The organism is Blastococcus sp. SYSU DS0552 (assembly GCF_054050815.1).
Genome location: NZ_JBJHAB010000008.1, coordinates 147,719 through 170,607 on the forward strand (window position 1 = coordinate 147,719; position 22,889 = coordinate 170,607).

The 22,889-nt window shown below is 72.4% G+C and carries 19 protein-coding genes, 1 pseudogene and 1 other annotated feature; of the genes and pseudogenes, 12 read left to right on the top strand and 8 right to left on the bottom strand.

Features of this window, described 5'->3' with window-relative positions; all coding sequences use genetic code 11:
- The first annotated feature begins 184 nt into the window (after positions 1 to 184).
- A complete protein-coding gene (locus ACI8AG_RS10555; protein WP_456596999.1) occupies positions 185 to 991 on the top strand; it encodes an arsenate reductase/protein-tyrosine-phosphatase family protein in 807 nt (268 codons plus the stop codon).
- Here ACI8AG_RS10555 and ACI8AG_RS10560 read toward each other — a convergent pair.
- Positions 988 to 1,158: a hypothetical protein gene (locus ACI8AG_RS10560; RefSeq protein ID WP_456588369.1), complete on the bottom strand. Its 171-nt coding sequence runs from the start codon at positions 1,156 to 1,158 to the stop codon at positions 988 to 990. The genes ACI8AG_RS10555 and ACI8AG_RS10560 overlap by 4 nt on opposite strands.
- 205 nt (positions 1,159 to 1,363) lie before the next feature.
- Here ACI8AG_RS10560 and ACI8AG_RS10565 point away from each other — a divergent pair, with 205 nt between their 5' ends.
- Positions 1,364 to 2,626, top strand: coding sequence for a hypothetical protein (locus ACI8AG_RS10565; RefSeq protein WP_456597000.1), 1,263 nt, complete (start codon positions 1,364 to 1,366; stop codon positions 2,624 to 2,626).
- 57 nt (positions 2,627 to 2,683) lie between these two features.
- Here the strand turns inward: ACI8AG_RS10565 and ACI8AG_RS10570 are convergent, their stop codons facing one another.
- Together ACI8AG_RS10570 and ACI8AG_RS10575 are read right to left on the bottom strand one after the other, a co-directional pair.
- Positions 2,684 to 4,189 carry a sugar transferase gene (locus ACI8AG_RS10570; protein ID WP_456597001.1) on the bottom strand — a complete coding sequence of 502 codons (1,506 nt, stop codon included), beginning with the start codon at positions 4,187 to 4,189 and terminating at the stop codon, positions 2,684 to 2,686.
- Positions 4,190 to 4,338: 149 nt separating this feature from the next.
- Positions 4,339 to 5,667, bottom strand: coding sequence for a hypothetical protein (locus ACI8AG_RS10575; RefSeq protein ID WP_456597002.1), 1,329 nt, complete (start codon positions 5,665 to 5,667; stop codon positions 4,339 to 4,341).
- A 325-nt stretch (positions 5,668 to 5,992) separates the two neighbouring features.
- Between ACI8AG_RS10575 and rfbB the strand changes: the two genes are divergently transcribed.
- The 4 genes and pseudogenes from rfbB (at position 5,993) to ACI8AG_RS10595 (ending at position 10,267) form a co-directional block, all read left to right on the top strand.
- Positions 5,993 to 6,988: a dTDP-glucose 4,6-dehydratase gene (gene rfbB, locus ACI8AG_RS10580; RefSeq protein ID WP_456597003.1), complete on the top strand. Its 996-nt coding sequence runs from the start codon at positions 5,993 to 5,995 to the stop codon at positions 6,986 to 6,988.
- The gene (locus ACI8AG_RS10585; RefSeq protein WP_456597004.1) at positions 6,985 to 7,869 is read left to right on the top strand and encodes an SDR family oxidoreductase; all 885 of its coding nucleotides are present in this window, start codon (positions 6,985 to 6,987) and stop codon (positions 7,867 to 7,869) included. Before rfbB ends, ACI8AG_RS10585 begins: the two co-directional genes overlap by 4 nt.
- 189 nt (positions 7,870 to 8,058) lie before the next feature.
- The gene (locus tag ACI8AG_RS10590) at positions 8,059 to 8,823 is read left to right on the top strand and encodes an SGNH/GDSL hydrolase family protein (RefSeq protein ID WP_456597005.1); all 765 of its coding nucleotides are present in this window, start codon (positions 8,059 to 8,061) and stop codon (positions 8,821 to 8,823) included.
- 225 nt (positions 8,824 to 9,048) lie between these two features.
- Positions 9,049 to 10,267, top strand: a pseudogene (locus tag ACI8AG_RS10595) (IS3 family transposase).
- Positions 9,269 to 9,397, top strand: a sequence feature (AL1L pseudoknot). It overlaps the preceding pseudogene by 129 nt.
- 16 nt (positions 10,268 to 10,283) lie before the next feature.
- Here ACI8AG_RS10595 and ACI8AG_RS10600 read toward each other — a convergent pair.
- On the bottom strand, positions 10,284 to 10,985 hold the full coding sequence (locus tag ACI8AG_RS10600; protein ID WP_456597006.1) for an arsenate reductase/protein-tyrosine-phosphatase family protein: 702 nt from the start codon (positions 10,983 to 10,985) through the stop codon (positions 10,284 to 10,286).
- Between the two features lie 229 nt (positions 10,986 to 11,214).
- Here ACI8AG_RS10600 and ACI8AG_RS10605 point away from each other — a divergent pair, with 229 nt between their 5' ends.
- The 3 genes from ACI8AG_RS10605 (at position 11,215) to ACI8AG_RS10615 (ending at position 15,771) form a co-directional block, all read left to right on the top strand.
- On the top strand, positions 11,215 to 12,690 hold the full coding sequence (locus tag ACI8AG_RS10605) for a polysaccharide biosynthesis tyrosine autokinase (protein WP_456597007.1): 1,476 nt from the start codon (positions 11,215 to 11,217) through the stop codon (positions 12,688 to 12,690).
- Between the two features lie 112 nt (positions 12,691 to 12,802).
- Entirely contained in the window at positions 12,803 to 14,617 is a 1,815-nt protein-coding gene (locus ACI8AG_RS10610; protein WP_456597008.1) for a polysaccharide biosynthesis protein, read from the top strand.
- A complete protein-coding gene (locus tag ACI8AG_RS10615) occupies positions 14,614 to 15,771 on the top strand; it encodes a DegT/DnrJ/EryC1/StrS family aminotransferase (protein ID WP_456597009.1) in 1,158 nt (385 codons plus the stop codon). The genes ACI8AG_RS10610 and ACI8AG_RS10615 overlap by 4 nt, the downstream gene beginning before the upstream one ends.
- 21 nt (positions 15,772 to 15,792) lie before the next feature.
- Here ACI8AG_RS10615 and ACI8AG_RS10620 read toward each other — a convergent pair whose 3' ends face one another.
- Genes ACI8AG_RS10620 through ACI8AG_RS10635 form a run of 4 tightly spaced genes read right to left on the bottom strand, consistent with a single transcriptional unit; the run spans position 15,793 to position 19,274 of the window.
- Positions 15,793 to 16,854, bottom strand: a complete 1,062-nt coding sequence (locus ACI8AG_RS10620; protein WP_456597010.1) for a GNAT family N-acetyltransferase — start codon at positions 16,852 to 16,854, stop codon at positions 15,793 to 15,795.
- Complete coding sequence (locus ACI8AG_RS10625; protein ID WP_456597011.1) at positions 16,854 to 17,798, bottom strand: DegT/DnrJ/EryC1/StrS family aminotransferase; 945 nt, start codon at positions 17,796 to 17,798, stop codon at positions 16,854 to 16,856. Before ACI8AG_RS10625 ends, ACI8AG_RS10620 begins: the two co-directional genes overlap by 1 nt.
- A gap of 31 nt (positions 17,799 to 17,829) precedes the next feature.
- On the bottom strand, positions 17,830 to 18,621 hold the full coding sequence (locus tag ACI8AG_RS10630; protein ID WP_456597012.1) for a GNAT family N-acetyltransferase: 792 nt from the start codon (positions 18,619 to 18,621) through the stop codon (positions 17,830 to 17,832).
- Positions 18,618 to 19,274, bottom strand: coding sequence for a sugar transferase (locus ACI8AG_RS10635; RefSeq protein ID WP_456597013.1), 657 nt, complete (start codon positions 19,272 to 19,274; stop codon positions 18,618 to 18,620). Before ACI8AG_RS10635 ends, ACI8AG_RS10630 begins: the two co-directional genes overlap by 4 nt.
- Positions 19,275 to 19,467: 193 nt before the next feature.
- On the opposite strand from ACI8AG_RS10635, the gene ACI8AG_RS10640 reads away from it, so the two are divergent.
- The 3 genes from ACI8AG_RS10640 to ACI8AG_RS10650 all read left to right on the top strand — a co-directional run bounded on the left by ACI8AG_RS10640 (position 19,468) and on the right by ACI8AG_RS10650 (position 22,884).
- Positions 19,468 to 20,685, top strand: coding sequence for a glycosyltransferase family 4 protein (locus tag ACI8AG_RS10640; RefSeq protein ID WP_456597014.1), 1,218 nt, complete (start codon positions 19,468 to 19,470; stop codon positions 20,683 to 20,685).
- Positions 20,686 to 20,749: 64 nt separating this feature from the next.
- Entirely contained in the window at positions 20,750 to 21,781 is a 1,032-nt protein-coding gene (locus ACI8AG_RS10645; RefSeq protein ID WP_456597015.1) for an SDR family NAD(P)-dependent oxidoreductase, read from the top strand.
- Positions 21,778 to 22,884, top strand: a complete 1,107-nt coding sequence (locus ACI8AG_RS10650; RefSeq protein ID WP_456597016.1) for a polysaccharide biosynthesis C-terminal domain-containing protein — start codon at positions 21,778 to 21,780, stop codon at positions 22,882 to 22,884. The genes ACI8AG_RS10645 and ACI8AG_RS10650 overlap by 4 nt, the downstream gene beginning before the upstream one ends.
- Positions 22,885 to 22,889: the final 5 nt, after the last annotated feature.

Here is a 22,889-nt window from a genome sequence, read left to right on the forward strand (position 1 = left end):
GGGCATGCTGACCCCTTCTGGTGTGAGACGTGGGCACGCCGGCTGTGTCGGTTCCCGGCGCGCCGTCCGGCGTCCGCTGTCGCGGGCGAGCCTAGTACCCGGCGTTCCGGATCGACCTCCCGCGCAGCGCAACCACCCCATCGGAGGTGTCCGGGAACGGCCCGCACCGCCCACACTGGGTGCCGTGCCCGACCAGCATCCGCCCGCGAACCCCGTCACCGTCCTGCTGGTGTGCACCGGGAACATCTGCCGGTCGGCCCTGGGGCAGGGGCTGGGGCGGGCCTACCTGCACGAACTCCTCGGGCCGGCGGTGTCCGACGTCCGGCTGGTCAGCGCGGGCACGCGTGCGGTCGCCGGCTCGCGGATGCACCCGCACAGCGCGCTGGTCCTGTCCGGGCTGGGCGGGGACCCCGAGGGGTTCGTGGCCCGTCAGCTGGAGCCCGGGATGGTCGCCGACGCCGACCTGGTCCTCACCCTGACCCGCGACCACCGCCGCGACGTGCTGGGGCTCGTGCCCCGGGCCCTGGCGCGCACCTTCACCCTGCGGGAGGCCGCGGCGCTGCTCGACGCGCTCGACGACCGGCAGCCCGCGGGAGGCGGCTTCGCCGACCGGGTCCGCGCGCTGGTCGCCGCCCTGGCCGCGGCGCGCCCCGGGCGCAGCGGCGGGGAGGACGACGACATCGCCGATCCGATCGGCCGGCCCCTGCAGGGTCACGAGGAGATGGGGCAGGCGGTGGCCGAGGCGCTGCTGCCGGTGCTGGCCACGCTGGCCGCGCTGCACCCGTCCCTGCACGACGCGGCCGTGCCCGATCCCCGGGGGGGCGCCGCGCACGTCGACCGTGGCGGTGCCCATGCGGCCGAGGGCCGGCCGTCCGGCGAGGAGGGCCCGACCGCGGGTGGCTCCGCACCGGCGGCGGATCGGCCCGGGCGTCCCGCGCGGCGTTCGTTCGGCGTCCTGGGCTTCCGCCGGGGCGCCGGCTCCGGTTCCTAGCGCGGGGTGATCGGGGAGGTCGTCCACTCCGCGGGCACGAAGTCCGGCACCGGCGGGGTGCCCGGAGTCTGCCGGCGGTCGGCCACGCGGACCGCCCGGCCGATGACGAGCGCCAGGAGGCCGGCCAGCGTCATCCAGGCGGTCGCGAGGACCAGCAGCCATGTCATGGGACCTTCCTAGGCGGACCGCTGCGAGCGGACCGGGTCCGACGCGGGCAGAACCTGCCGAAAAATAGTCTGGCCGCATGTGCGGGTGTCCGCGCAGGTCGGGCCGCGAGTCGCTTAGCAGAACCGGGGGCGGCTCGGCGCGAAGCCCGAGAAATTCACTCGATCGGGCTTGGCGTTACGTAATCGTGACGCTACCTTCTGTCGCGTGTCACGAACCGCTTACCGACAGTGGCGAAACCACCAGCCCCGCCGCAGGCGTCTCTCCCGACGTCGGCTGGCGCAGCTCTCCCTCGCCCTGGTCGGCATCCTCCCGCTCAGCTACCCACTCGTGCAGAACCAGGGGGCCGACGTCGTCGCGAGCCAGTCCCCGCAGCCCGCGGAGACCCGGGACTCCCGCCCCGCCGCGCAGCCCCCCGTCGGTGCCCCGCCGGCCGTCGACACCCCCGCCCCCGCCGGCACCCAGGCGCAGGCTCCGGTCCCGAACGAGCAGCCGGCCCCGGTCGCCGATTCCCGGACCGGCACGCGCCCCACCGGCCCGACGACCACGGCTCCCACCGCCCCTGCCCCGGCTCCCGCGCCCACGCAGCCCGCGACCACCCCCGCGAAGCCCGTCGCCGCTCCCGCGAGCGGCGCCCTCAGCTGGGCCCCGCCGGCCGGCTGGCAGAACTACCCGGTCACCAACGTCACCCCGAGCAACTCGGTCACGACCATCGGGGCCCGGGGCGGCGACGTCCTGGTCAAGCTGCCCGCCGACCGCCCGGCCGGGCCGATCACCATCGCCAACTGCCGCAACGCCGTCATCATGGGCGGGCAGATCACCGTCGCGCCCACCGCCCGCTTCGGCAACGACGACCAGCGCGCCATCTACGTGCACAAGTGCACCGGCACCGTGCACATCGAGGGCGTCCTCATCAACGGCAACGTCCCGGGCTCCCAGGCCGACGGCATCGCCGTGAACGCCCCCGAGGCCACCGTGCAGATCCAGAACGTCCGCATGGAGGCCCTGCGCGGCACCTACTCGGTGAACCACGCCGACGTCTTCCAGCCGTGGGGCGGGGTGCGCGAGTACCGGATCGACCGGCTCAGCGGCACGACCAACTACCAGGGCATCCAGGTGCGCCAGGACCTCGGCGCCATCGGCAAGGGCACCATCCGGAACACCAACGTCGGCAGCTCCGAGGTGAACCCGATCGAGCGGGGCGGGCAGTTCATCCGCATCGACTGCAACACCTACCCGCTGGCCCTCGAGAACGTCTACCTCGACCCGCGCTCCGGCCGGGACATGGGCTACAGCGTGTGGCCGCAGACCGATGACCGCAGCTGCCCCGCGAAGATCAGCAACGGCGTCGTCTCGTGGCCGTCGATCGGGAACCTGACCGGCACCCTCACGCAGGGCAAGCCCGCGTCGGGTGACTTCGTCCCGGCCGGCTCCGTCGGCATCGGGTACGTCAGCCCCGGTTACCGCTGACCCGACCGTGAGGGGCGGGTGCCGCGCGAGACGCGCGGCGCCCGCCCCTTCGGCGTCTCAGTACGCACCGCGACCGGTGAGGACCGCCCCCACCGTCCGCCACAGGATCATCAGGTCCAGCATCAGGGACCAGTTCTCCACGTAGTGGATGTCCAGCCGCACCGAGTCGGTCCAGGACAGGTCGGACCTGCCGCTCACCTGCCACAGCCCGGTCAGGCCGGGCTTGACCACCAGCCGGCGGTGCATCTCCACCCCGTACCGCTCGACCTCCGAGGGCAGCGGCGGGCGGGGGCCGACCATCGACATCTCCCCGCGGAGGATGTTGATCAGCTGGGGCAGCTCGTCGACCGAGTACCGCCGCAGGACCCGGCCCACCCGCGTCACCCGCGGGTCGCGCCGCATCTTGAACAGCACGCCGTTGCCGTCGCTCACCGGGGCCAGGCGGGTGACCAGGCGGTCGGCCCCGACGTGCATGCTCCGGAACTTCAGCATCGGGAACCGGTGCCCGTCCCGGCCCACCCGCACCTGGCGGTAGAACACCGGCCCCGGGCTGTCGAGCTTGACGGCCAGGCCGGCGACGACGAGGACCGGGGCCAGCAGCAGCAGGAGCAGGACGGCGCAGAACCGGTCGAAGGACTCCTTCACCAGCCGGTGGAGGCCGCGCAGCTCGGGCCGCTCCATCTGCAGCAGCGAGAGCCCGCACACCAGGCGCACCCGGATGCGCGGACCGGCGACCTCGGAGACGGCCGGCGCGAGCAGCAGGTCGGCCTGCGTCTTCTCCAGCTCCCAGCCCAGCCGGCGCAGCGCCGCACCGTCCAGCTCGGGGCACGGCAGGACGGCCACGGTGTCCACCTCGTACCGCTCGACGACGTCGACCACCTCGTCGAGGCCGCCGAGCACCGGCAGACCGACGGAGCCGCCGCGGGCCCCGGAGCGCGCAGGCAGGCAGCAGCCGATGACGGAGTAGCCCTGGTCGACCTCCCGGTGCAGCTGCTCCCGGAGCGCGGCCACGCCGTTGCGGTGGCCGACGAGCAGCGTCGTCTGCTGGAAGCGGCCGCGGGCCCGCTGTCGGCGCAGCCACGACCGGTGTGCCTGGCGGTGGGCGAGGGTGAGCGCGGTGGCCAGCGGCAGGGCGACGACGATGAAACCGCGGGCGACCTCCAGCTTCAGCGCCCAGGAGACGGTGCCCACCAGGGCGAGCAGCAGCGCGGCGGCGAAGAAGACGCGGCGGAACTCCTCCGGCCCCTCCCACAGGTAGCGGCTCTCGTAGCTGCGGGCGACCACCATGGCGAACAGCCAGACGCCGGGCAGGGCGACGGCGATGGCCAGGGACGCGCTGGTGGCACCGACGTCCGGCGGGTGGAAGCGGGCGAGCAGACCGCTGCCGGCGGCGACGGACGCGCAGACGGCGTCCCACACGACCAGGCGGCGGACGTAGGGGCCGCGCCAGGCGCGGCGGGCGGCGGTGCCCGCCCCGCGCAGCCGGTCGGCCCGCGTCAGCCGCGGAGGCGGCGCGGCACGGTGGTGGGTGAAGTGTTCGGACGGGATGGCTTCACTGCTCATCGGGTGAGTTCCCTGCGGTTCGAACGGCGATCCGGCGCCCGGTGGGGAGAGAGGCACACCGGGGGCGGGACGCGCGTGCGGAGTCGTGGACTGTTCGACGAGCCGATCGACGGACCGGCGGGGCGGGCGAAGAGGGGAGCGTGCGCCCGTCAGTCGGGGCTGGCGCCCGGCTCCTCGACGCGGCCGAGGAGGGCGGCGTCGTTCCCGCGACCGGTCCGGATCGAGCCGGCGAGAGATGCGGGGAAGCCCGCGTCGAGCACCGCGAGCACGCAGTCCGCGTGGTCGGTGTGGCCGGCGCCGAACCCACCGCTGCCGGACGCGGTGGCGGACGCAGGGCCGCCCGGGCCGCTCGCGGGCACCGGTGCGACCGGCGCCGCCGGAGGGCCGTGCTGGCCCGGCGGGCGCACCGGTGCCGGTGGCGGGGCCGCGGGCGGCGGGCCGGGGGGCTGCGGGGTCGCGGTGAGGGTCGGTGTGACCGGCTGGGTGGTGCCGGCCCCGCGCGCGGACGGGGACGCGGAGGCCGCCGCCCCCGTCGTGGTCGTCTCCGCGGCGGCGGGGAGGCACGGCGGCGCGGTGGCGTCCGGCGTCGGCGCGCTCTGCGGCAGCGCCGTCGGCGGCTTGGTCGCCGAGGTGGCCGGAAGCGGGGCGTTCGCGGGCTGAGTGTCGGCGAGCTCCGTGCCTGCCTTGGTGGGCTCGGTGGGCTCGGTGCCGCCGGACTCGCTCTCGGTCGGTTCGCCCTCGGTGGGCCCGGCGGGCTCCTCGTCGCTGGGTTCGCCCTCGGTGGGGTCGCCCTCGGTGGGGCCGGCGGGCTCCTCGTCGGTCGGCTCGCCGTCGACGGGTTCGCTGTCCGGCGGCGACTGATCGGCGGGTGCGGGGTCGGCGGGTGCGGGGTCGATGGGTGCGGGGTCGACGGGTGCCGGGTCGACGGGTGCCGGGTCGGCCGCAGGCGGGGTGACGTCCGGTTCCGCGGGTGGCGGCGTCGGCGCCACGGGCGGGGGGACGTCGCCGTCGGTCGGGGTGGTCGGTGTCGGCCCGGGCACGGCCGGGGTGGCGGGAGTAGCCGGGGGCCCGGCCGGCGGGGGGTCCGCGGGGACGTCGGGTGAGGGGTCCGCCGGTACGTCGGGCGGGGGGTCCGCCGGCACGTCGGGCGGGGGGTCCGCCGGCACGTCGGGCGGGGGGTCTGCGGGGACGTCGGGCGAGGGGTCCGTCGGGACGTCGGGTGGGGGGTCCGCGGGGACGTCGGGGGGCGGTTCCTCGGGACCGGGCGGCGCGGCCACGGAGGTGTCGCCCTCCGTGTGGCCGGCGGAGTCGGCCCGCGCCGCGTCGGCGGAGACGGCGAGCAGCAGCCAGGCGCCCAGGGACAGCAGGGCGGCCATCAGCAGGCGGCGCGGCCACGCCCCGCGCCCGGGGAGGCCGGCGTGCGGCGCGACGAGGGCGTGCGGTCCCGACAGCGCTCCCGCCGCCCGGCCGATGGACACGCGCCTCCTCCTGTTCCTCGCCTCGTGAGACACCTTCGGCCCAACTCCCGGCGAGGGGAACCGGGATCGGGTGGCGTGCGGCTTAACAGCGGCGGCGCGCGGCCCGGCCTCACTGTCGGTTACATGACCGATCGGTATCGCGGCCATGTGGTCGAGGTCCGGCGCGAGCGGGCGCCCCCCTCGATCGGGGTCGCCGAGGCCGGGAACCGGCGATGAGCACCCCCTGGGGCGACTACCGTCATGCCCTGCACGACGGCCCGCCGCGGCGCGGGCACCGGGCGGGGTCCTCGTCCGGTCGCGATCCACGGCGGAGGTTCAGCAGGCGATGCGCATGCTCGTCACCGGGGGTGCCGGCTTCATCGGCGCCAACTTCGTGCACCAGACGCTGCGCGAGCACCCCGAGTACGAGGTCACCGTGCTCGACGCGCTGACCTACGCGGGGAACGAGGCGTCCCTGGCGCCCGTCCGCGACGACATCGAGTTCGTCCACGGCTCGGTCGCCGACGCGGACCTGGTCGACCGGCTGGTGGCCCGCTGCGACGTCGTCGTCCATTTCGCGGCCGAGAGCCACAACGACAACTCGCTGCGCGACCCCTCGCCGTTCCTGCAGACCAACGTCGTCGGCACGTTCACGCTGCTCGAGGCGGTGCGCCGGCACGGCGTCCGCTACCACCACATCTCCACCGACGAGGTCTACGGCGACCTGGAGCTGGACGACCCGGCGAAGTTCACGCCGGAGACGCCGTACAACCCGTCCAGCCCCTACTCGTCGACCAAGGCGGGCTCGGACCTGCTGGTGCGGGCCTGGGTGCGCTCCTTCGGCATCCACGCCACCATCTCCAACTGCTCCAACAACTACGGGCCCTACCAGCACGTCGAGAAGTTCATCCCGCGGCAGATCACCAACGTGCTCGCCGGGCTGCGCCCCAAGCTCTACGGCGCGGGCGAGAACGTGCGCGACTGGATCCACGTCGACGACCACAACTCCGCCGTCCACGCGGTGCTCGACCGGGGACGCTCCGGCGAGACCTACCTGATCGGCGCGGACGGGGAGAAGAACAACCGCGAGGTGCTGGGGCTGATCCTCGAGCTGCTCGGCCGGCCGGCCGACGCCTTCGACTCGGTTCCCGACCGGGCCGGCCACGACCTGCGCTACGCCATCGACGCCACGAAGCTGCGCACCGAGCTCGGGTGGACGCCGCGCTACACCGACTTCCGCGACGGCCTGGCAGCCACCATCGACTGGTACCGGGAGAACACGGTCTGGTGGCGCCCGCTCAAGGACGGCGTCGAGGCGCAGTACGCGGCCCAGGGGCAGTGAACGCCGTCATCCTCGGCGCCGGCGGGCAGCTCGGCTGCGCGCTGCGACGCGAGTTCCCCGACGCCGAGGCGCTGGACCGGGCCGCGCTCGACGTCACCGACGCCGCCGCCGTGCGGGCCTTCGACTGGACCGGCGTCGACGTCGTGCTCAACGCCGCCGCCTGGACCGCCGTCGACGCCGCGGAGGACCCGGCGAACCTGGCCGCGGTGCGCGCGGTCAACGTCGATGCCGTCGCGCACCTCGCGCACGCCGCCGACCGGGCCGGCGCGGCGCTGGTCCACCTCTCCAGCGAGTACGTCTTCGACGGCACCCATCCCGGCCCGATCCCCGAGGACCTCCCGCCCACGCCGCTGTCGGTCTACGGCCGCAGCAAGGCCGACGGCGACGCCTGCGCCGCCGCCGTCGAGCGGCACTGGCTGGTGCGCACCACCTGGGTGGTGGGGGAGGGCGGCAACTTCGTGCGCACCATGGCCGGCCTCGCCGACCGCGGGATCAGCCCCTCGGTCGTCGACGACCAGATCGGCCGGCCCACCACCGCCGCCGACCTCGCCGCCGGCATCCGCCACCTGGTCGGCACGGGGGCGCCGTACGGCACCTACAACCTCACCGGCGAGGGCGAGCCCGTGTCCTGGGCCGACGTCGCCGCGCTGGTCTTCACCGCCCGCGGCCGCTCCGCCGACGACGTGCAGCGCGTGAGCACCGCCGAGTACTTCGCCGGGCGCACCGGCGTCGCGCCGAGACCGCTGAACTCCGTGCTGGACCTGGCGAAGATCCGTGCCGCCGGCTTCCGGCCACGCGACTGGCGCGCGGCGCTGGCCGGCTACCTGCTGGTCCTCGGGAGCATGAGTGAGGGGGGCGAGCTCGGCAGCGGTCGTTCCTGACCGTTCGGCTGACCTCCTCCCTGGCATTGCGGCCCCGGGGTGCCGCTGCCGACGAGCGGCCGTGATAACCCGGCATGGTGCATCGGAGCACCGGACCGGTGAGGGCCGTCTCCCCTGTCACAGTGGCCACAGGCGACACGCTCGCCTCAACGCCCTCACTCAATGGAGTCGAACCTTTACGCTCTTTCCATGCGACGACTGGCCCTCGAGCGTCCACCCACCTGGGGCACCCTGACGCTGGTCCTGCTGGTGCTGGGCAACGTCGCGCTGTTCACCTTCATGGGCATGCATCCGGCTCCGGCGGACACCTATGTGAGCCAGGCGTCGGTCGGAGCGGACTCGCCGGTCCCGGCGGAGTCGCCCGTGGCTCACGCAGAGACGGAGTCGAGCGAGCCCGCGGTTCTGGCCGTCTACGGCGACGGGTACGCCTCCGGGAACGAGATGGGTGGTCAGGGGGCGACCGGTTGGCCGGCGCTCGTCGCGCAGCGGACCGGGACCCAACTGGCCCTCCACGCCGTGCCGCAGGCCGGCTATGCCTCCATCGGCATCACCGGCCAGGACTATGCGGGCCTGCTGGCGGCCGACCCGGTACCGGATGCCGACATCACGCTGCTCTTCGGCAGTCGCAACGACGCCGACGAAGACTTGGCGCAGGTGCAGGCGCAGGTCGTCGCAACCATGGCGGCTGCCGCGCAGAACGCGCCGCAGGCAACCCTGGTCGTCATCGGGCCGGTCTGGGACGACGGCGACGTGCCGGCGAGCGTTCTCGCGGTGCGGAACGTCGTGCAGACCGCGGCGCAGAGCGCTGGCGCCTCCTTCGTGGACCCCCTCACCGCCGGCTGGTTCAGCACCGGCAGCGGGCTCATCTCGTCCGACGGCATCTCGCCTACGGACGCCGGTCACGCCTACCTCGCGGAGCAGATCGCCCCGGTGGTCACCGCCGCCCTGGAATAGCCCATACGTCACCCCGACCGGAGGCCCGCAGCCACAGATCACCCTCAGCCGGTGGAGCTGTGGCCTTTGTGCCTCCCGGCTGCGGCGGGACCGGCCGCGCCATCTCGCCGATGCGGTACCCGTTGAACCGCCCCGGGATTGATGGAGACACTGAAGCCACGGAAGGGTGGAGCAGTGCCGGCGCCGAAGAAGTACCCCGACGGGCTGCGTGAGCGGGCCGTGCGGATGGTGTTCGAGATCCGCGAGCAGTCCGGACAGCGCAAGGGCGCGCTGGCCCAACGCCCAGCAGCTCGGTATCGATCCCGAGACGCTGCGCAACTGGGTGAACCAGGCCGAGATCGACGGGCGGCGTGCGGCCGGGGACCTCGACCGATGACCGGCAGCGGATCGCCGAGCGCGAGAACCGAGAGCTGGGCCGGGGGAACGAGATCTAGAAGTCGGCGTCGGCTTTCTTTGCGGCGGAGCTCGACCGCCCACATCGGCGCTGACCGCCTACATCGACCAGCACAAGGAGCGGTTCGGGGTCGAGCCGATCTGCCGGGCGCTGACTGCCGCCGGCGCGAAGATCGCCCCGAGCACCTACTACGCGCGCCATGCCCGTCCGCCCTCGGCCCGGGCCGTCGCCGACCAGCAGCTGAAGGCAGAGTTCACCTGGGTGCACGAGGCCAACCTGGGCGTCTACGGCGTCCGCAAGGTCTGGCGGGCGCTCGACCGCGAAGGCGTTCCGGTGGGCCGCTGCCGGATCGAGCGGCTGATGCGCGAACTCGGGCTGGCCGGCGCGGTGCGGGGCAAGGTCAAGGGCACCACGATGCCCGCCGACGTGGCTGCCCGCCCCGGTGATCTGGTCGACCGGAACTTCACCGCGCCGGCGCCGAACCGGCTGTGGGTAGCCGACCTCACCTCACCTACGTGGTCTCCTGGTCGGGGTTCGTCTACGTCGCCTTTGTCATGGACGTCTACTCGCGCCGGATCGTCGGCTGGCGCGCCTCCACCTCGCTGCGGGCGGACCTGGCGCTCGACGCTCTCGAGCAGGGCCTGTGGCCCCGGGCCCGCGACCCCCGGGACGTGACCGGCCGCCTGGTCCATCACTCCGACCGCGGCGTGCAGGGCTTGATTCCGCCCAGTACCTGGCGATCCGCTACACCGAACGCCTCGACGCCGCGGGCGCCGTCCGCTCGGTGGGCAGCAAGGTCGACTCCTACGCCAACGCCGCAGTCGAGTCCCTCATCGGCCTCTGCAAGACGGAACTGATCCGCCGCCGCGGCCCCGGCGGGGCGGCCTCGACGACGTCGAGTTGGCCACCCTCGAGTACGTCGACTGGTTCAACCACCGACGTCTACACGGCGCTTGCGGGAACATCCCGCCGGTCGAGTACGAACACAACCACTACCGCTCGATCGCCGGCCTCACCGAGGACCAACCGGCAGAACCCAGCCTCCACTGAACCCGGGGCGGTTCGGTCAGTACAGCTTGAACGGGGAAGCGGTCGCCACCGCGCGCGCCGGGATGGGAGGCCGCGCGGGGACTGGAGGAAGGTTCCTCGCCGTGCCCACCTGGGTGTCGGAGAGGTCGACCGGCGTTTCGACGCTCGTTCCGCAGAGCGCTCGCAGCAATGGGATGACCGCGCCGAAGATCTGGTCGCCGACCTCCTGGTGCACCGCGGAGGCGTGGCCCATCGGGTCGAGCACGTCGTCGGACTCCCGCTCCGCGAGGCGGCGCGTCGCTCGCTGCGCACCCAGGGCGGCGACCAGTGCCTTCGCCCGCTCGTCGAGGGAGCTGACGGGAGGGAGCGCTCGCAGGTCGACACCTCCCAGCAGTTCCGCCGCCTCGCGCAGGGTGTAGGTGCGGAACATGGCCCGCGGGGCGAGCTTGAGCGCCGAGCGCCGGTGTCGACGAGTCATCGTCAGCGTGAGATCGGCGGCGTCGATGAGGTCGCCGGTCAGCTGCTGGGCGGTGAAGCCGGCCGGGTCCCCGCCCAGCCCGGATAGCACGCGCGCCGAGGAGAGCTCCATGCCGCTTCCGACGACCGCGTGGGTCCCGGCGCTCGACGTCCCGACCGCAGCGGCCGAGGCGCCGAGCGCGTCGTCGAGGAAGGCCCGGGTGAGCCGCTCCCCCATGGGAGAGCGGCAGATGTTCCCGGTACAGACGAAGAGGATGCGCACGAAGGGATTCAACCTTCGCGGACCGGTTCGACTGCCTCTCCGTAGCTCACGGGGTCGCTCGTGTCGGTCGGTTGGCAACTCCTCCGTCACACAAGTGACACGCCGCCCCAAAGCCCACACGTTGAGCGACTTATCGACATCGGAGGGTTATGTTTCAACCATCGTCGCGGTACGCCGCCGTCCTCCCTGAGTGTGCTTGGCCGTTGGCGAGATGAAGAGCGGGGGGTCCGTGGACCTGAAAGATGTCGTGCAGGCATTGCGAGCCGGATGGTGGCTCGTCGCCGCCACGGTTCTCCTGGGTATCGCCGGGGGAGGTGCGCTGACCTGGTCGGCCACGCCGCTGTACGGGTCGACGACGAAGCTCTTCGTGTCGACGTCCACGACGACGGACACCTCGTCGGCCTACCAGGGCAACCTGTTCTCCCAGCAGCGCGTGGCGTCCTACGCCGAGCTGCTGAGCGGGGTCCAGCTCGCGGCCCAGGTGGTCGAGGAGCTCCGGCTGGACATGACGCCGGAGGAGTTGGCGGCCAAAGTGTCGGCGACCGCCGTGCCCGAGACCGTCATCCTCACCGTCACGGTCACCGACACCTCCGCCCAGCGCGCGCAGGACGTCGCCGCATCCCTCGGCCGACAGTTCTCCGAGCAGATCACCCAGCTCGAGACGCCGGCCGGTGCCACCGCCTCGACGGTCAAGGTCGCCGTCGTCCAGCCGGCCGCGCTGAACGAGGCGCCCGTCAGCCCCGACGCTGCCCGCAACGTCGCGCTCGGCGTGGTGCTCGGGCTCCTCGCGGGAGTGGCCCTGGCGCTGCTGCGCAGCCGCATGGACAACACCGTGAAGACGAGCGAGGACATCTCGCACCTGACGGGTGTCGGCGTGATCGGGACCGTCATGGAGGACCCGCGCGTCGGTGAGGACCACGTGGTGACCGACCAGGACCGGCACTCCATCGCCGCCGAGGCCTACCGCTCGATCCGCACGAATCTCCAGTTCCTCAACGTCGACCACCCACCCCGGGTCATCGTCATCTCCAGCGCGATCCCCGGCGAGGGCAAGTCCACGCTCGCGGTCAACCTCGCCACGGTGCTCGCCCAGGCCGGCAGCCGGGTCATGCTCATCGAGGCCGACCTGCGCCGCCCCCGCGTCACCCGCTACATGGGGCTCATCAGCGGGGCCGGCCTCACCAACGTGCTCGGCGGTACCGCCATGCTGCACGAGGTGGCCCAGCCGTGGGGCGACGGCCGCCTCAACGTGCTCGCCGCCGGGCCCATGCCGCCGAACCCGAGCGAGATGCTCGGTTCGCGGCACATGAAGATGCTGCTGGACGAGCTCCGCGAGCGGTACGACTACGTCCTGATCGACGCGCCGCCGCTGCTGGCGGTCACCGACGCGGCCGTGCTCACCGCCATCTCCGACGGATGCGTGCTCTCCACCCGTTACGGGAAGACGCGGCTCGAGGAGCTCGAGGAGGCAGCCGCAGCCCTGGAGCGGATCGACGCCACGTTGCTCGGCGTCATCCTCAACCGGGTTCCGCAGTCCGCCGGCGCCGCCCGCGGCTACGGCTATGCCTACAGCTACGAGGCCGACCCGGGCCGGGACACGACCGGCGTCGTCCGATCGATGACCAGCGCCCGGTCCGGGCGTGGCCGAGCCCCTGAGCCGGTCGACGACACGGGGCCCGTGGCCGTTGTGCGGTCCCGGCGCTGAACGGGCTGGACTCCCGATGACGGTGGTGCGGCGCGTCGGCCGCGAGGAGCAGGAGCCGGCCATGGCCCCAGTGGCTTCGACGAATGACGGTGTGTTGACCGGAGGAGGTCCGATGGAGCGACGGTCGGCGTGGCGCTGGCGCCTCCGGCGATGGGGTCTGCTGTCCGCCGACGTGCTGCTCATCGGCGGCGGACTGGCGCTGGCCACCGTGGCGCGCTACGACGGCGAGATCAGCCGGATCGACGAGGCGGGTCTGGCGATGGCCGCCGGCATCGCCGTCATGGTCTACCTCGTCGTCTCCATGGCGCTGCGCCTGCACCAGGGACGCCACCCGGTGGGGAGCGCCGACGAGGTCACGGCGATGGCGCTGGCCGTCACCGCTGCATGCCTCACCGTGATGTCGTTCGACATCGCCGATGGCGCGGCGCACCTCGTGCCGCGATCGGTGCCGCTCGTGGCCGTACCCGTGGCCTTCGTGTTCATGCTGTCGGTCCGCCTGGCCGTGCGGCGCCTGCGCGAGCTGTCCGTCCGCCCGCAGCAGGGCCGGCCGACGCTCATCTTCGGGGCGGGCGACGCGGGTCACCAGTTGGTCCGCTCCATGCTCGGCCGGCCGGAGAGCCCGTTCATCCCCGTCGGCGTCCTGGACGACGACCCGAAGAAGCGCTACGCCCGCATCGGCGGCATCCGGATGCTCGGCGGTCGGAACGACATCGCCGAGGTCGCACGGGCCACGGGCGCCGAGGCGCTGGTCATCGCCCTCCCCTCGGCGGAGTCGGCACTCGTCCGTGAGCTCTCCCGGTTGGCCATCGCCGCCGGCCTGACGGTCAAGGTGCTTCCGCGGTTGTCCGACCTGGACAACACGAGCGTCGGCATCCGCGACGTGCGGGACATCGACATCGCCGACCTGCTCGGCCGGCGGCAGATCGACACCAACATCGACGCGATCGCCGGCTACCTGGCCGGCAAGCGGGTGCTCGTCACGGGCGCCGGTGGCTCGATCGGCTCTGAGCTGTGCCGACAGATCTCCAAGTACGCGCCCGCCGAGTTGATCATGCTCGACCGTGACGAGTCCGCCCTGCACGCCGTCCAGCTGGGGATCCACGGCGAGGCCCGTCTCGACCTGCCCGAGGTCGTCCTGGCCGACATCCGGGACTCCGAGACGCTGCTGGGCATCTTCCAGGCCCGCCGTCCCGACGTCGTGTTCCACGCCGCGGCCCTCAAGCACGTCACGATGCTCGAGCAGTACCCCGACGAGGGCTGGAAGACCAACGTGCTGGGCACCCGCAACGTGCTCGAGGCAGCCACCGCGGTCGGCGTCAGCCACTTCATCAACGTCTCCACCGACAAGGCCGCCGATCCGGTGAACGTGCTGGGGCGGACCAAGCGGATGGCCGAGCAGCTCACCGCCACCTACGCCCAGCGCAATGCCGGCGCCTTCCTCTCGGTCCGGTTCGGCAACGTGCTGGGCAGCCGTGGATCGGTGCTGACCACGTTCGCCGCCCAGATCGCCCGCGGTGGCCCGGTCACGGTCACCGACCCTGAGGTGACGCGCTTCTTCATGACCATCCCCGAGGCCGTCCAGCTCGTCATCCAGGCCGGCGCGATCGGCCACGACGGGGAGGCGCTGGTGCTCGACATGGGGGAGCCGGTGCGCATCGCAGAGGTCGCCCGTCAGCTGGTCGCGCTCTCCGGTCGGGACATCCCGATCGTCTTCACCGGGCTGCGCTCGGGGGAGAAGCTGCACGAGGAACTGTTCGGTGCCGGCGAGGCGGCGTCCCGGGACGCCCACCCCCTGATCAGCCACGTCCCGGTGGGACCCCTCGAGGAGTGGATGCTCAGGCGGATCGGCCGTCGCGGGAGCGACATCTGGGCCGTGCCGGCGTCGCGTGAGAGCGCGGAGTGGCTCGACCAGGCGGTGGCCCGGTGACCCTGACCCCTGAGCGGACGCGCGGCCGGATCCTCCTGTCGTCGCCGGACGTGGGGCTCCGGGAGGAGGAGCTGGTCGTCGAGGCCGTGCGCTCGGGGTGGATCGCCCCGCTGGGCCCGATGGTCGACGCGTTCGAGGAGGGCATGGCCGCGCGCTGTGGCCGCGCTCATGCCGTCGCGCTGTCCTCGGGGACCGCCGCGCTGCACCTGGCCCTCCTGGAGCTGGGCGCAGGGCCGGGAACTGTGGTCGTCGTGCCGACCATGACCTTCGCCGCCACCGCCAATGCGGTGGTGTACACCGGCGCCGAACCGGTGTTCGTCGACTGCCTGCCCAGCACCGGGAACCTGGACCCCGCACTGCTGGAGGCGTGCCTCGGCCGCCTCCGGTCAGAGGGCGTACCGGTGGCGGCCGTGGTGCCCGTGGACCTGCTCGGCCGGTGTGCCGACTACACGAGCCTGTCGGCGATCTGCGAGCGCTTCGGTGTCCCCGTGCTCTCCGACGCGGCGGAGGCCGTCGGTTCGTCGCACGCGGGGCGTCCCGCCGGGTCGTTCGGCCGGCTGGCCGCGCTGTCCTTCAACGGCAACAAGATCATGACCACCAGTGGCGGTGGCATGCTGCTCACCGACGACGCGCGGTGCGCAGAGCGTGTCCGGTACCTGAGCACCCAGGCCCGTCAGCCGGTCGCCCACTACGAGCACACCGAGGTCGGTTACAACTACCGGCTCAGCAACCTGCTGGCTGCGGTCGGTGTGGCCCAGCTCGAGCGGCTGGACGGGATGATCGCCCGGCGGCGGGCCGTGCGGGCACGATATGTCGAGCGGTTCCGCGGCATCCCCGGTGTGGACGTCTTCCAGCGCGACAGGTCCGAGGCCGACAACTGCTGGCTCTCGGCCGTGGTCGTCGACCCCGACGTGGCCGGGTGGTCGGCCCAGGAGCTGGCGTCCTGGCTCGCGGCGGCCGACATCGAGTCACGGCCCCTGTGGAAGCCCATGCATCTCCAGCCGGTCTTCGCCCGATCCCGGAGCTTCGCGTCCGGTGCGGCCGAAGAGTTGTTCCACCGCGGTCTGACGCTTCCGAGTGGTTCCGCCATGTCGGTCGCCGACCTGGACGTCGTCGACGGGGAGCTGGAGAGGTTCCTGGCCTCCCGGGCCTGATCCTCGGGCTCCTCGTCGGGCTCAGGACTCCAGCGGAGCCCGGTAGGCCGGGAAGTAGTCGGGTGGGGCCGGCCTGCCGCCGGCGTGCTCCCTCCACTGGTCCACGAGCCCGGCATAGGTCGAGTCGTCGTTGACGATGCGTGCCGTGCAGAACATCCGCACCCCCGTCGGGTCGAACGACCGCTTGTACGAGAAGATCCCGTCCCCTCGGCGGGCGCCCCCACCGAGCACGAACGTGTCCCTGCCGCTGTCCCGCCCGTACTCGATGACGTGGTGCTTCAAGAGGTCGTTGGGTGCCATGGGGAACGCCTCGGCCAGCGTTCCGCCCAGGAACGAGTACAGGTGACGGTCGCTCTGGAGGACGAGTTCGGTGCTCACCACCCGTCCCTGCGCGTCGCGCACGTAGAAGACCGTGAAGCATCCGGGCATCTCGGCGGCCAGGGTCGCGAAGAACTGGCGATCGAAGCGGTACCACTCGGCGGCGTTTCGCCTGCTCATGGTGGCGTGATAGACGCTCAGGAAGCTGTCGAGTCCGGCGAAGTCGTCGTGGCGCTCGACCGTGCACCCGGCGCGCACGGCCTTCTTCACGTTCTTCCGCACCTTGTGCTCGTACCCGCGCCAGATGTCCTCCGCCGCCCGGCGCAGGTCCACCCGCACGTTCTCGGCAGTTTCGACGATCTCCACGCCGGCATGGGGCGAGCCGGGCGGGCACGGGGCGTCGAGGGACAGCCGGAGGAAGGTTGAAGCCAGGCCCTCCTCCTCTCCCCACCGGTGCAGGGCCTCCAGTGTCGGGACGGCGGCGTCCGGCGACAGTCCGAACGGGCCCCCGTAGCCATAGGGGGAGGTCGCGTCGAGCGGTCGCGTGGGCGATCCGGTGGCCCACGGGAGCTGGGTGGCCGGGCGGATGATCAGCGGCACGAGCACGGGCCGCTGGTCGCCTCCGATCGCGAGCAGCACCGTTCGCTCCTCGGGGGCGGCGAACAACGCGGCGTACGCCGGATGGGCGAACGGCTCACGGCCGCTCCCCGCCCACAGGGCGTGCCACTCCGCCTGCTCGGTCTGGCCGTCGAGCACCCGCAGCATCAGCTGAGGCCCGGCTCGCTCAGGAGGTTCTCCAGCGTGGCGACCAGGTGGTGCATCTGGCCGGGTTCGACGTCCTGGTGCACCGGGAGGTTCAGCACATGGCTCGCCGACCAGCTGGACGCGGGGAACTCCTCCCGCAGCTGCGGGATCAGGGTGTGGTACAGGCTGACCACGCCGAGACCCGCGGCATTCAGCCGTCCGTAGAGCTCGTCACGCGTGCCGGTGAGGACGTACAACGGCAGCGTCTGGGGAACGTCCGTCTCGGCGAGAACCGGCCAGATCAGCTCGAGGGGCGCCCCTCGGTCCCTTGCCTCCTCCAGCAGGCCGGTGCCCAGGAGGAAGTTCGAACGTCGGGCCCGTGAGACCTCGGCCCAGTCGTAGGACAGGATCTCCGTGGCCAGCCCCGGATCGGTGCTGCGCCGTCCCTCGACATCGGTGCCCGCCCGGTACACCGCCATTCCGCCGGCCGGCAGCGGGAACATCTTGTGGAGCGAGTAGATCGACAGATCTCCCCGGGAACCCGCGACGCCGCCGACCGCGGCGGTGAAGAAGGCGTGCGCGTTGTCCTCGACCAGAGGGATCCCGTGCTGGTCGGCCAGGGCACGCACCCGGTCGAGCGCAGGGTCGGTGCGGCCGTAGTAGTGGATCAGGACGATCGCCGAATGCGGGCGCTCCTCCAGGCAGCGGGCCAGGTCGTCGACATCGGCGGTCAGGTCGCGGTTCACCTTGTAGAAGGTGGCGGACAGGTCCCGTTGACCCACCGGGTCGAACACCCCGCTGCCCTCGTTGGGCGACCACCCGATGAACGCGGGCAGGAGGACCGGCGCCGCCGCGTCGCGCCGTCCGTGGTCCAGGAAGTCGCCGAAGGCCTCGCGCGCCGATCCGTAGAAGAAGGCCGGCCGGCGGAAGCGGTCGCGATCCGCGGCGCCCTTGGTGATCGTCATCGACAACGTTCCTCCAGGTGATGGGCGGCGGTCAGGGCAGGGAACCTGTCGGAACCGGCGCCCGCAGACGCCACGAGTCGACCACGCGCGCGCAGTCCGTCCGGTCTTCGGGTGCCGAAGGGCTGATGAGCAGCGCGCGCTCGAGCGTCGGCAGCAGTGCCCGCACCTCCGACAGCAGGCGCTGGTCCCGGAAGGCGATCTCATCCGGCACGCGCACGACCGATCGGCCCGGTACCCCGAGGGTCAGGCGCCGACCCGACCACTCGGCGTCGATCATGCAGAACCCGTACCGGTGCAGTGCGGCCACCGAGAGGTGCCAGTCGTGCACCCGCAGCCGACCGCTCGTCCCGGGAGCAGCGGCCGGCAGGTCCCGACTCCACCACGTCGTCCGGCTGACCTCCTCGAAACCCAGCCGCCGGTAGAGCCCGCGGGCGGGCTCGTTGTGCGCGAAGACGTCGAGGACGAGCTCTCGGACGTGCGGACTGGCGTGCAGGTGCTCCTGGAGCATTCGCTGCGCCAGGCCCTGCCCCCTCGCCTCCGGGGCCACGCAGATGTAAGACAGCAGATCGGAGTTCGCACCCACGGCACGGAACTCGGCGAACGCCGTCAGCTGGCCGCCGGGCGAGCGGGCGCCGTACAGGTGGCGATCGGCGAAGCCGCGCGGATGGTCCACGACGGTGGCGAGGTACTGACCGACCTCGGGCTGGCAGTAGGGCACGTAGGGGTGGAGGCGTGCCTCGAAGGATTCCCGGAGCAACGCTGCGGCCGCGTCTGCGCTGTCCGACCCGAGCTCGGCCGGGTGGTGTGCCGGGTGCGCGGTCACGAGCCGGTGCGCATCCGTCGCTCGTCGTCCAGGTTGAGCATGGCCGACCCCGGGTCGATGACGACGCCCTCGCGGCGCAGGACGCCCAGCGCCGTGCGGGCGAGGATCCGCAGGTCCAGCATCAGCGACCAGTTGTCCACGTACCAGACGTCATGCGCCAGGCGCTCGTCCCAGGGCATGTCGTTGCGGCCGTTGATCTGCGCCCACCCGGTGATCCCTGGCCGCACATCGAAGCGGCGCCGTTCCTCCGGCGTGAACCAGGCCGTGTACCGGTGCAGCAGCGGACGCGGCCCCACCAGGCTCATGTCGCCCCGGAGGACGTTCCACAGCTCGGGCAGCTCGTCCACGCTCGTCCCGCGCAGGAAGGCCCCCAGCTTCGTCTGCCGTTGCGCGTCGGGCAGTGGTTCCCCGGCGCTGTCGCGCGCGTCGGAGAGGGTGCGGAGCTTGTACATGCGGAAGCTGCGGCCGTCGAGTCCGGGACGGTCCTGGCGGTAGATGACGGGCGAGCCCAACGACGCCCGCACCGCGACGGCGGCGACCGCGAGGACGGGAGAGAGGAGCGCCAGCGCACCGGCGGAGACGCACACGTCCAGGACCCGCTTGGTCGCGCTGGTCCGGGCCCCACCAACCCGTCCGGCGCGCCGCACCACCACGTTCTGCACCTGCCCTTTCGACCGTGTCGCACCGTTCGTCACACCGGCACCAGTGGCCCTCTGCAGCCGCTCCTGGCTGGAGGTCCGCAGCTACTCTACGGGCGGGGCATGTCCGCCGGCCCGGCGCCGCGTCGCGGACGCGAGAGCGCGCGGCACCCGGCACATCGAGAGGCGGTTCAGCGTGCGAGCGGTCGTGTGTACGCAGTGGTTCCCGCCCGAGAAGGCCGGCCTGATCGCCGACATCGCCGACGGGCTGCACGCCGGGGGCCACGAAGTCACGGTCCTCACCGGCTTCCCCAACTATCCGACGGGGAAGGTCTACGACGGCTGGCGCCAGCGGCCCTGGCAGAACTTCGAGTGGCACGGGTACCGCGTGAAGCGGGTCGTGCAGTTCCCCAGTCATGACGCGTCGCCGGCCCGCCGGGCCGCGAGCTATCTCAGCTTCGGGCTCGCTGCCGCGGTCTTCGGCTGGCGCGACCTGCGGTCCGCCGACGTGGTGTACGTCTACCACCCCCCGCTCACCACGGTGATCGGGCCATGGCTGAGCAAGATCTCCGGCGGGGCGCCCTACGTCCTGCACGTGCAGGACCTGTGGCCGGATTCGGTCGTGGCAGCCGACATGCTCGCCCCGCGCTCCGCGGGTGTCGTCGCGCGGGTGCTCGACCGGGTGTGCCGCGTCCTCTACCGCGGCGCGGCCGCCGTGGTGTGCATCGCCCCCACGATGGCGCAGATGCTCCGCGACCGTGGGACGGCGGAGGACCGGCTGGACGTGGTCCCCAACTGGGCGGACGAGACGGTGTTCTCCCCGACGCCGCGTGACGAGTCAGTCGCGGAGGCGCTCGGTCTCGCGGGGCGGACCTCCGTCATGTTCGCGGGCAACCTCGGCCCCGTGCAGGGCCTGGAGACGGCGGTCCGTGCGGCCGCGCGGGTCCAGGACCTCCCCGACTTCCGGCTCGTGCTCGTGGGCGACGGGGTCGCCCGCCCGGATCTGGAACGCCTGGTCGACGAGCTCGGCGCCACGAACGTGATGTTCCTCGGTTCCCGCCCGCTGCACGAGATGAACGCCATCACCGCCGCGGCGGACGTCCAGCTGGTGAGCCTGCTGGACCGGCCGTTCCTGCGGGGCACCATCCCCAGCAAGCTGGGCAGCGTCATGGCCAGCGGGCTGCCGGTGATCTGCGCGGCGGGCGGGGACGCCCGCCGGCTCGTGGAGAACGCCGGCGCCGGGTGGACCTGCGAGAGCGAGGACGTCGACGGTCTCGAGCGCGCGTTCCGCAGTGTGCACGCCGCGTCGCAGCAGGAACGGCGTGAACGGGGTAGCGCCGGGCGGGCCTACTACGAAGCGACCATGGCGGCGTCGATCGGCGTCGGCCGGATCGAGCAGATACTCCAGGGAGCGGCTCGCCGATGACTTCGGACGGGCGGCCTCGCGTCGCCCACGAGTCGGTACGCCAGCTGCAGCAGAAAGGTAGACGATGACGGACAACGCGATCGCCGGATCCACCATCCTGATCACCGGCGGCACCGGGTCCTTCGGTTCCACGATGGCCAGATCGCTCCTCGCCGAGGGAGTGGCCCAGATCAGGATCCTCAGCCGCGACGAGGCCAAGCAGGACGAGCTCCGGCGCCGGCTGAACGACGAGCGGATGCGCTTCTACGTCGGTGACGTCCGGGATCCGGCGAGCGTCGGCGACGCCGTCCGCGGCGTCGACAAGGTGTTCCACGCCGCCGCGCTCAAGCAGGTGCCGTCGTGCGAGTTCTTCCCCTCGCAGGCCGTGCTCACCAATGTCACCGGCAGCCACAACGTCATCGAAGCGTCGCACCGCTACGGCGTCCGGTCGGTCGTCATGCTGAGCACCGACAAGGCGGTCTACCCCATCAACGCCATGGGCATGACCAAGGCGCTCATGGAGAAGACCGCTCAGGCCTTCGCCCGCAACAACCCCGAGTCCGACACCGTCGTCTCCGTCGTGCGGTACGGCAACGTGCTCCAGTCTCGTGGATCGGTCGTCCCGCTGTTCCTCGAGCAGCTGGGCAGTGGCCGACCGATGACGCTGACCGACCCCGCGATGACCCGGTTCCTGATGTCCCTGGAGCAGTCGGTCGACCTCGTCCGGTACGCGCTGGTGTCGGCCCAACCGGGCGACCTCTTCGTGCGCAAGGCCCCCGCGGCCACGGTCCGTTGCCTGGCAGAGGGCGTGGCGATGCTCGCGGGCCGGGAAGCGACCACCACCGTGATCGGCACCCGGCACGGCGAAAAGGTGTTCGAGACCCTCCTCTCGCGCGAGGAGGTGCTGCGCGCCGAGGACCACGGTGACTACTACCGGGTCCCGCTCGATGCGCGCTCGCTGAACTACGGGCTGTACTTCGACGAGGGCGACCGGACCGAGGCGTCGATCGAGGACTACACCTCGCACAACACGCGTCAGCTCACGGTCACGGGCGTCGCAGACCTGCTCCGAGGGGTGCCGGAGGTCATGGCCGGGGTGGAGCGGCTCGCCGCATGAGGGTGGCGATCACGGGCGCCGACGGGTTCCTGGCCTGGCACCTGCGCTGCGCACTCGCCGCCCACGCCGAGCACGAGGTGGTGCCGCTGGGCAGGCCCGAGATGGGGGACCCGCGACATCTGCACGAACTCCTCGCCACGTGTGACGCGGTCGTCCACCTGGCCGGCGTGAACCGGGACACCGAGGAACGGGTGGCCGCCGGCAACCGAGATCTGGCGCAGGCGCTGGCGGACGCGTTGCCGGGGACCCCCGTCCGCCAGGTCGTGTACGGCAACTCCATCCACGCCGGTGCGCCGACCGCCTTCGGGACCAGCAAGGCGTTCGCCTCGGAGGAGCTGGGTCGGGCGGCCGCGGCGGTGGGCGCGACGTTCAGCGACGTCGTCCTGCCCAATCTCTTCGGCGAGGGCGGGCGCCCGCACTACAACTCCGTCGTCGCAACGTTCTGCTCCGAGCTCGTGGCCGGCCGGACGCCCGAGGTCCGCGACGACAAGGTGATCCCGCTGCTGCACGCGCAGGACGCCGCCGACGCGCTGATCGACTGCCTGGTCGCCGACAGCTCCACGGTGGTGCGCCCGCAGGGTCAGGACATGCTCGTGTCCGACCTGCTCGCCACGCTGGAGGACATCTCCGATTACGCCCGCACCGGCCACTTCCCGGATCTGTCCTCGCCGATGAAGGTCGCGCTGTTCACGACCTTCCAGTCCTACTGCTTCCCGTCGAGGTTCCCCTTCGCCAGCGCGGTGCACAGCGACGACCGGGGGGTGCTGTTCGAGACCACGAGGGCCCGGAGGACCGACTCCCTCTCCTTCATCTCCACGACGGTTCCCGGTGCAGTCCGCGGGCAGCACTACCACCGGCGGAAGGTCGAAAGGTTCTTCGTCATCGAGGGGGACGTGGAGATCCGTCTCCGGCGAATGGTGACGGGGGAGCAGGTGCAGTTCCATGTGTCCGGGCGGCAGCCGCAGGCCGTCGACATGCCCACCATGTGGGCGCATTCGCTGAGGAACGTCGGTACCGGGCCGGCCGTGACGGCGTTCTGGTCCAACGAGCTGCTCGATCCCGAGAACCCGGACACCTACCGGTTCCCCGTCTACGAGACCTGAGCGCA

Excerpts from the sequence above, each read along its gene's own strand:
- ACI8AG_RS10560 (WP_456588369.1), bottom strand. The coding sequence starts at position 1,158 with ATGACATGGCTGCTGGTCCTCGCGACCGCCTGGATGACGCTGGCCGGC.
- ACI8AG_RS10570 (WP_456597001.1), bottom strand. The coding sequence starts at position 4,189 with ATGAGCAGTGAAGCCATCCCGTCCGAACACTTCACCCACCACCGTGCC.
- rfbB (WP_456597003.1), top strand. The coding sequence starts at position 5,993 with ATGCGCATGCTCGTCACCGGGGGTGCCGGCTTCATCGGCGCCAACTTC.
- ACI8AG_RS10590 (WP_456597005.1), top strand. The coding sequence starts at position 8,059 with ATGCGACGACTGGCCCTCGAGCGTCCACCCACCTGGGGCACCCTGACG.
- ACI8AG_RS10610 (WP_456597008.1), top strand. The coding sequence starts at position 12,803 with ATGGAGCGACGGTCGGCGTGGCGCTGGCGCCTCCGGCGATGGGGTCTG.
- ACI8AG_RS10620 (WP_456597010.1), bottom strand. The coding sequence starts at position 16,854 with ATGCTGCGGGTGCTCGACGGCCAGACCGAGCAGGCGGAGTGGCACGCC.
- ACI8AG_RS10625 (WP_456597011.1), bottom strand. The coding sequence starts at position 17,798 with ATGACGATCACCAAGGGCGCCGCGGATCGCGACCGCTTCCGCCGGCCG.
- ACI8AG_RS10645 (WP_456597015.1), top strand. The coding sequence starts at position 20,750 with ATGACGGACAACGCGATCGCCGGATCCACCATCCTGATCACCGGCGGC.
- ACI8AG_RS10650 (WP_456597016.1), top strand. The coding sequence starts at position 21,778 with ATGAGGGTGGCGATCACGGGCGCCGACGGGTTCCTGGCCTGGCACCTG.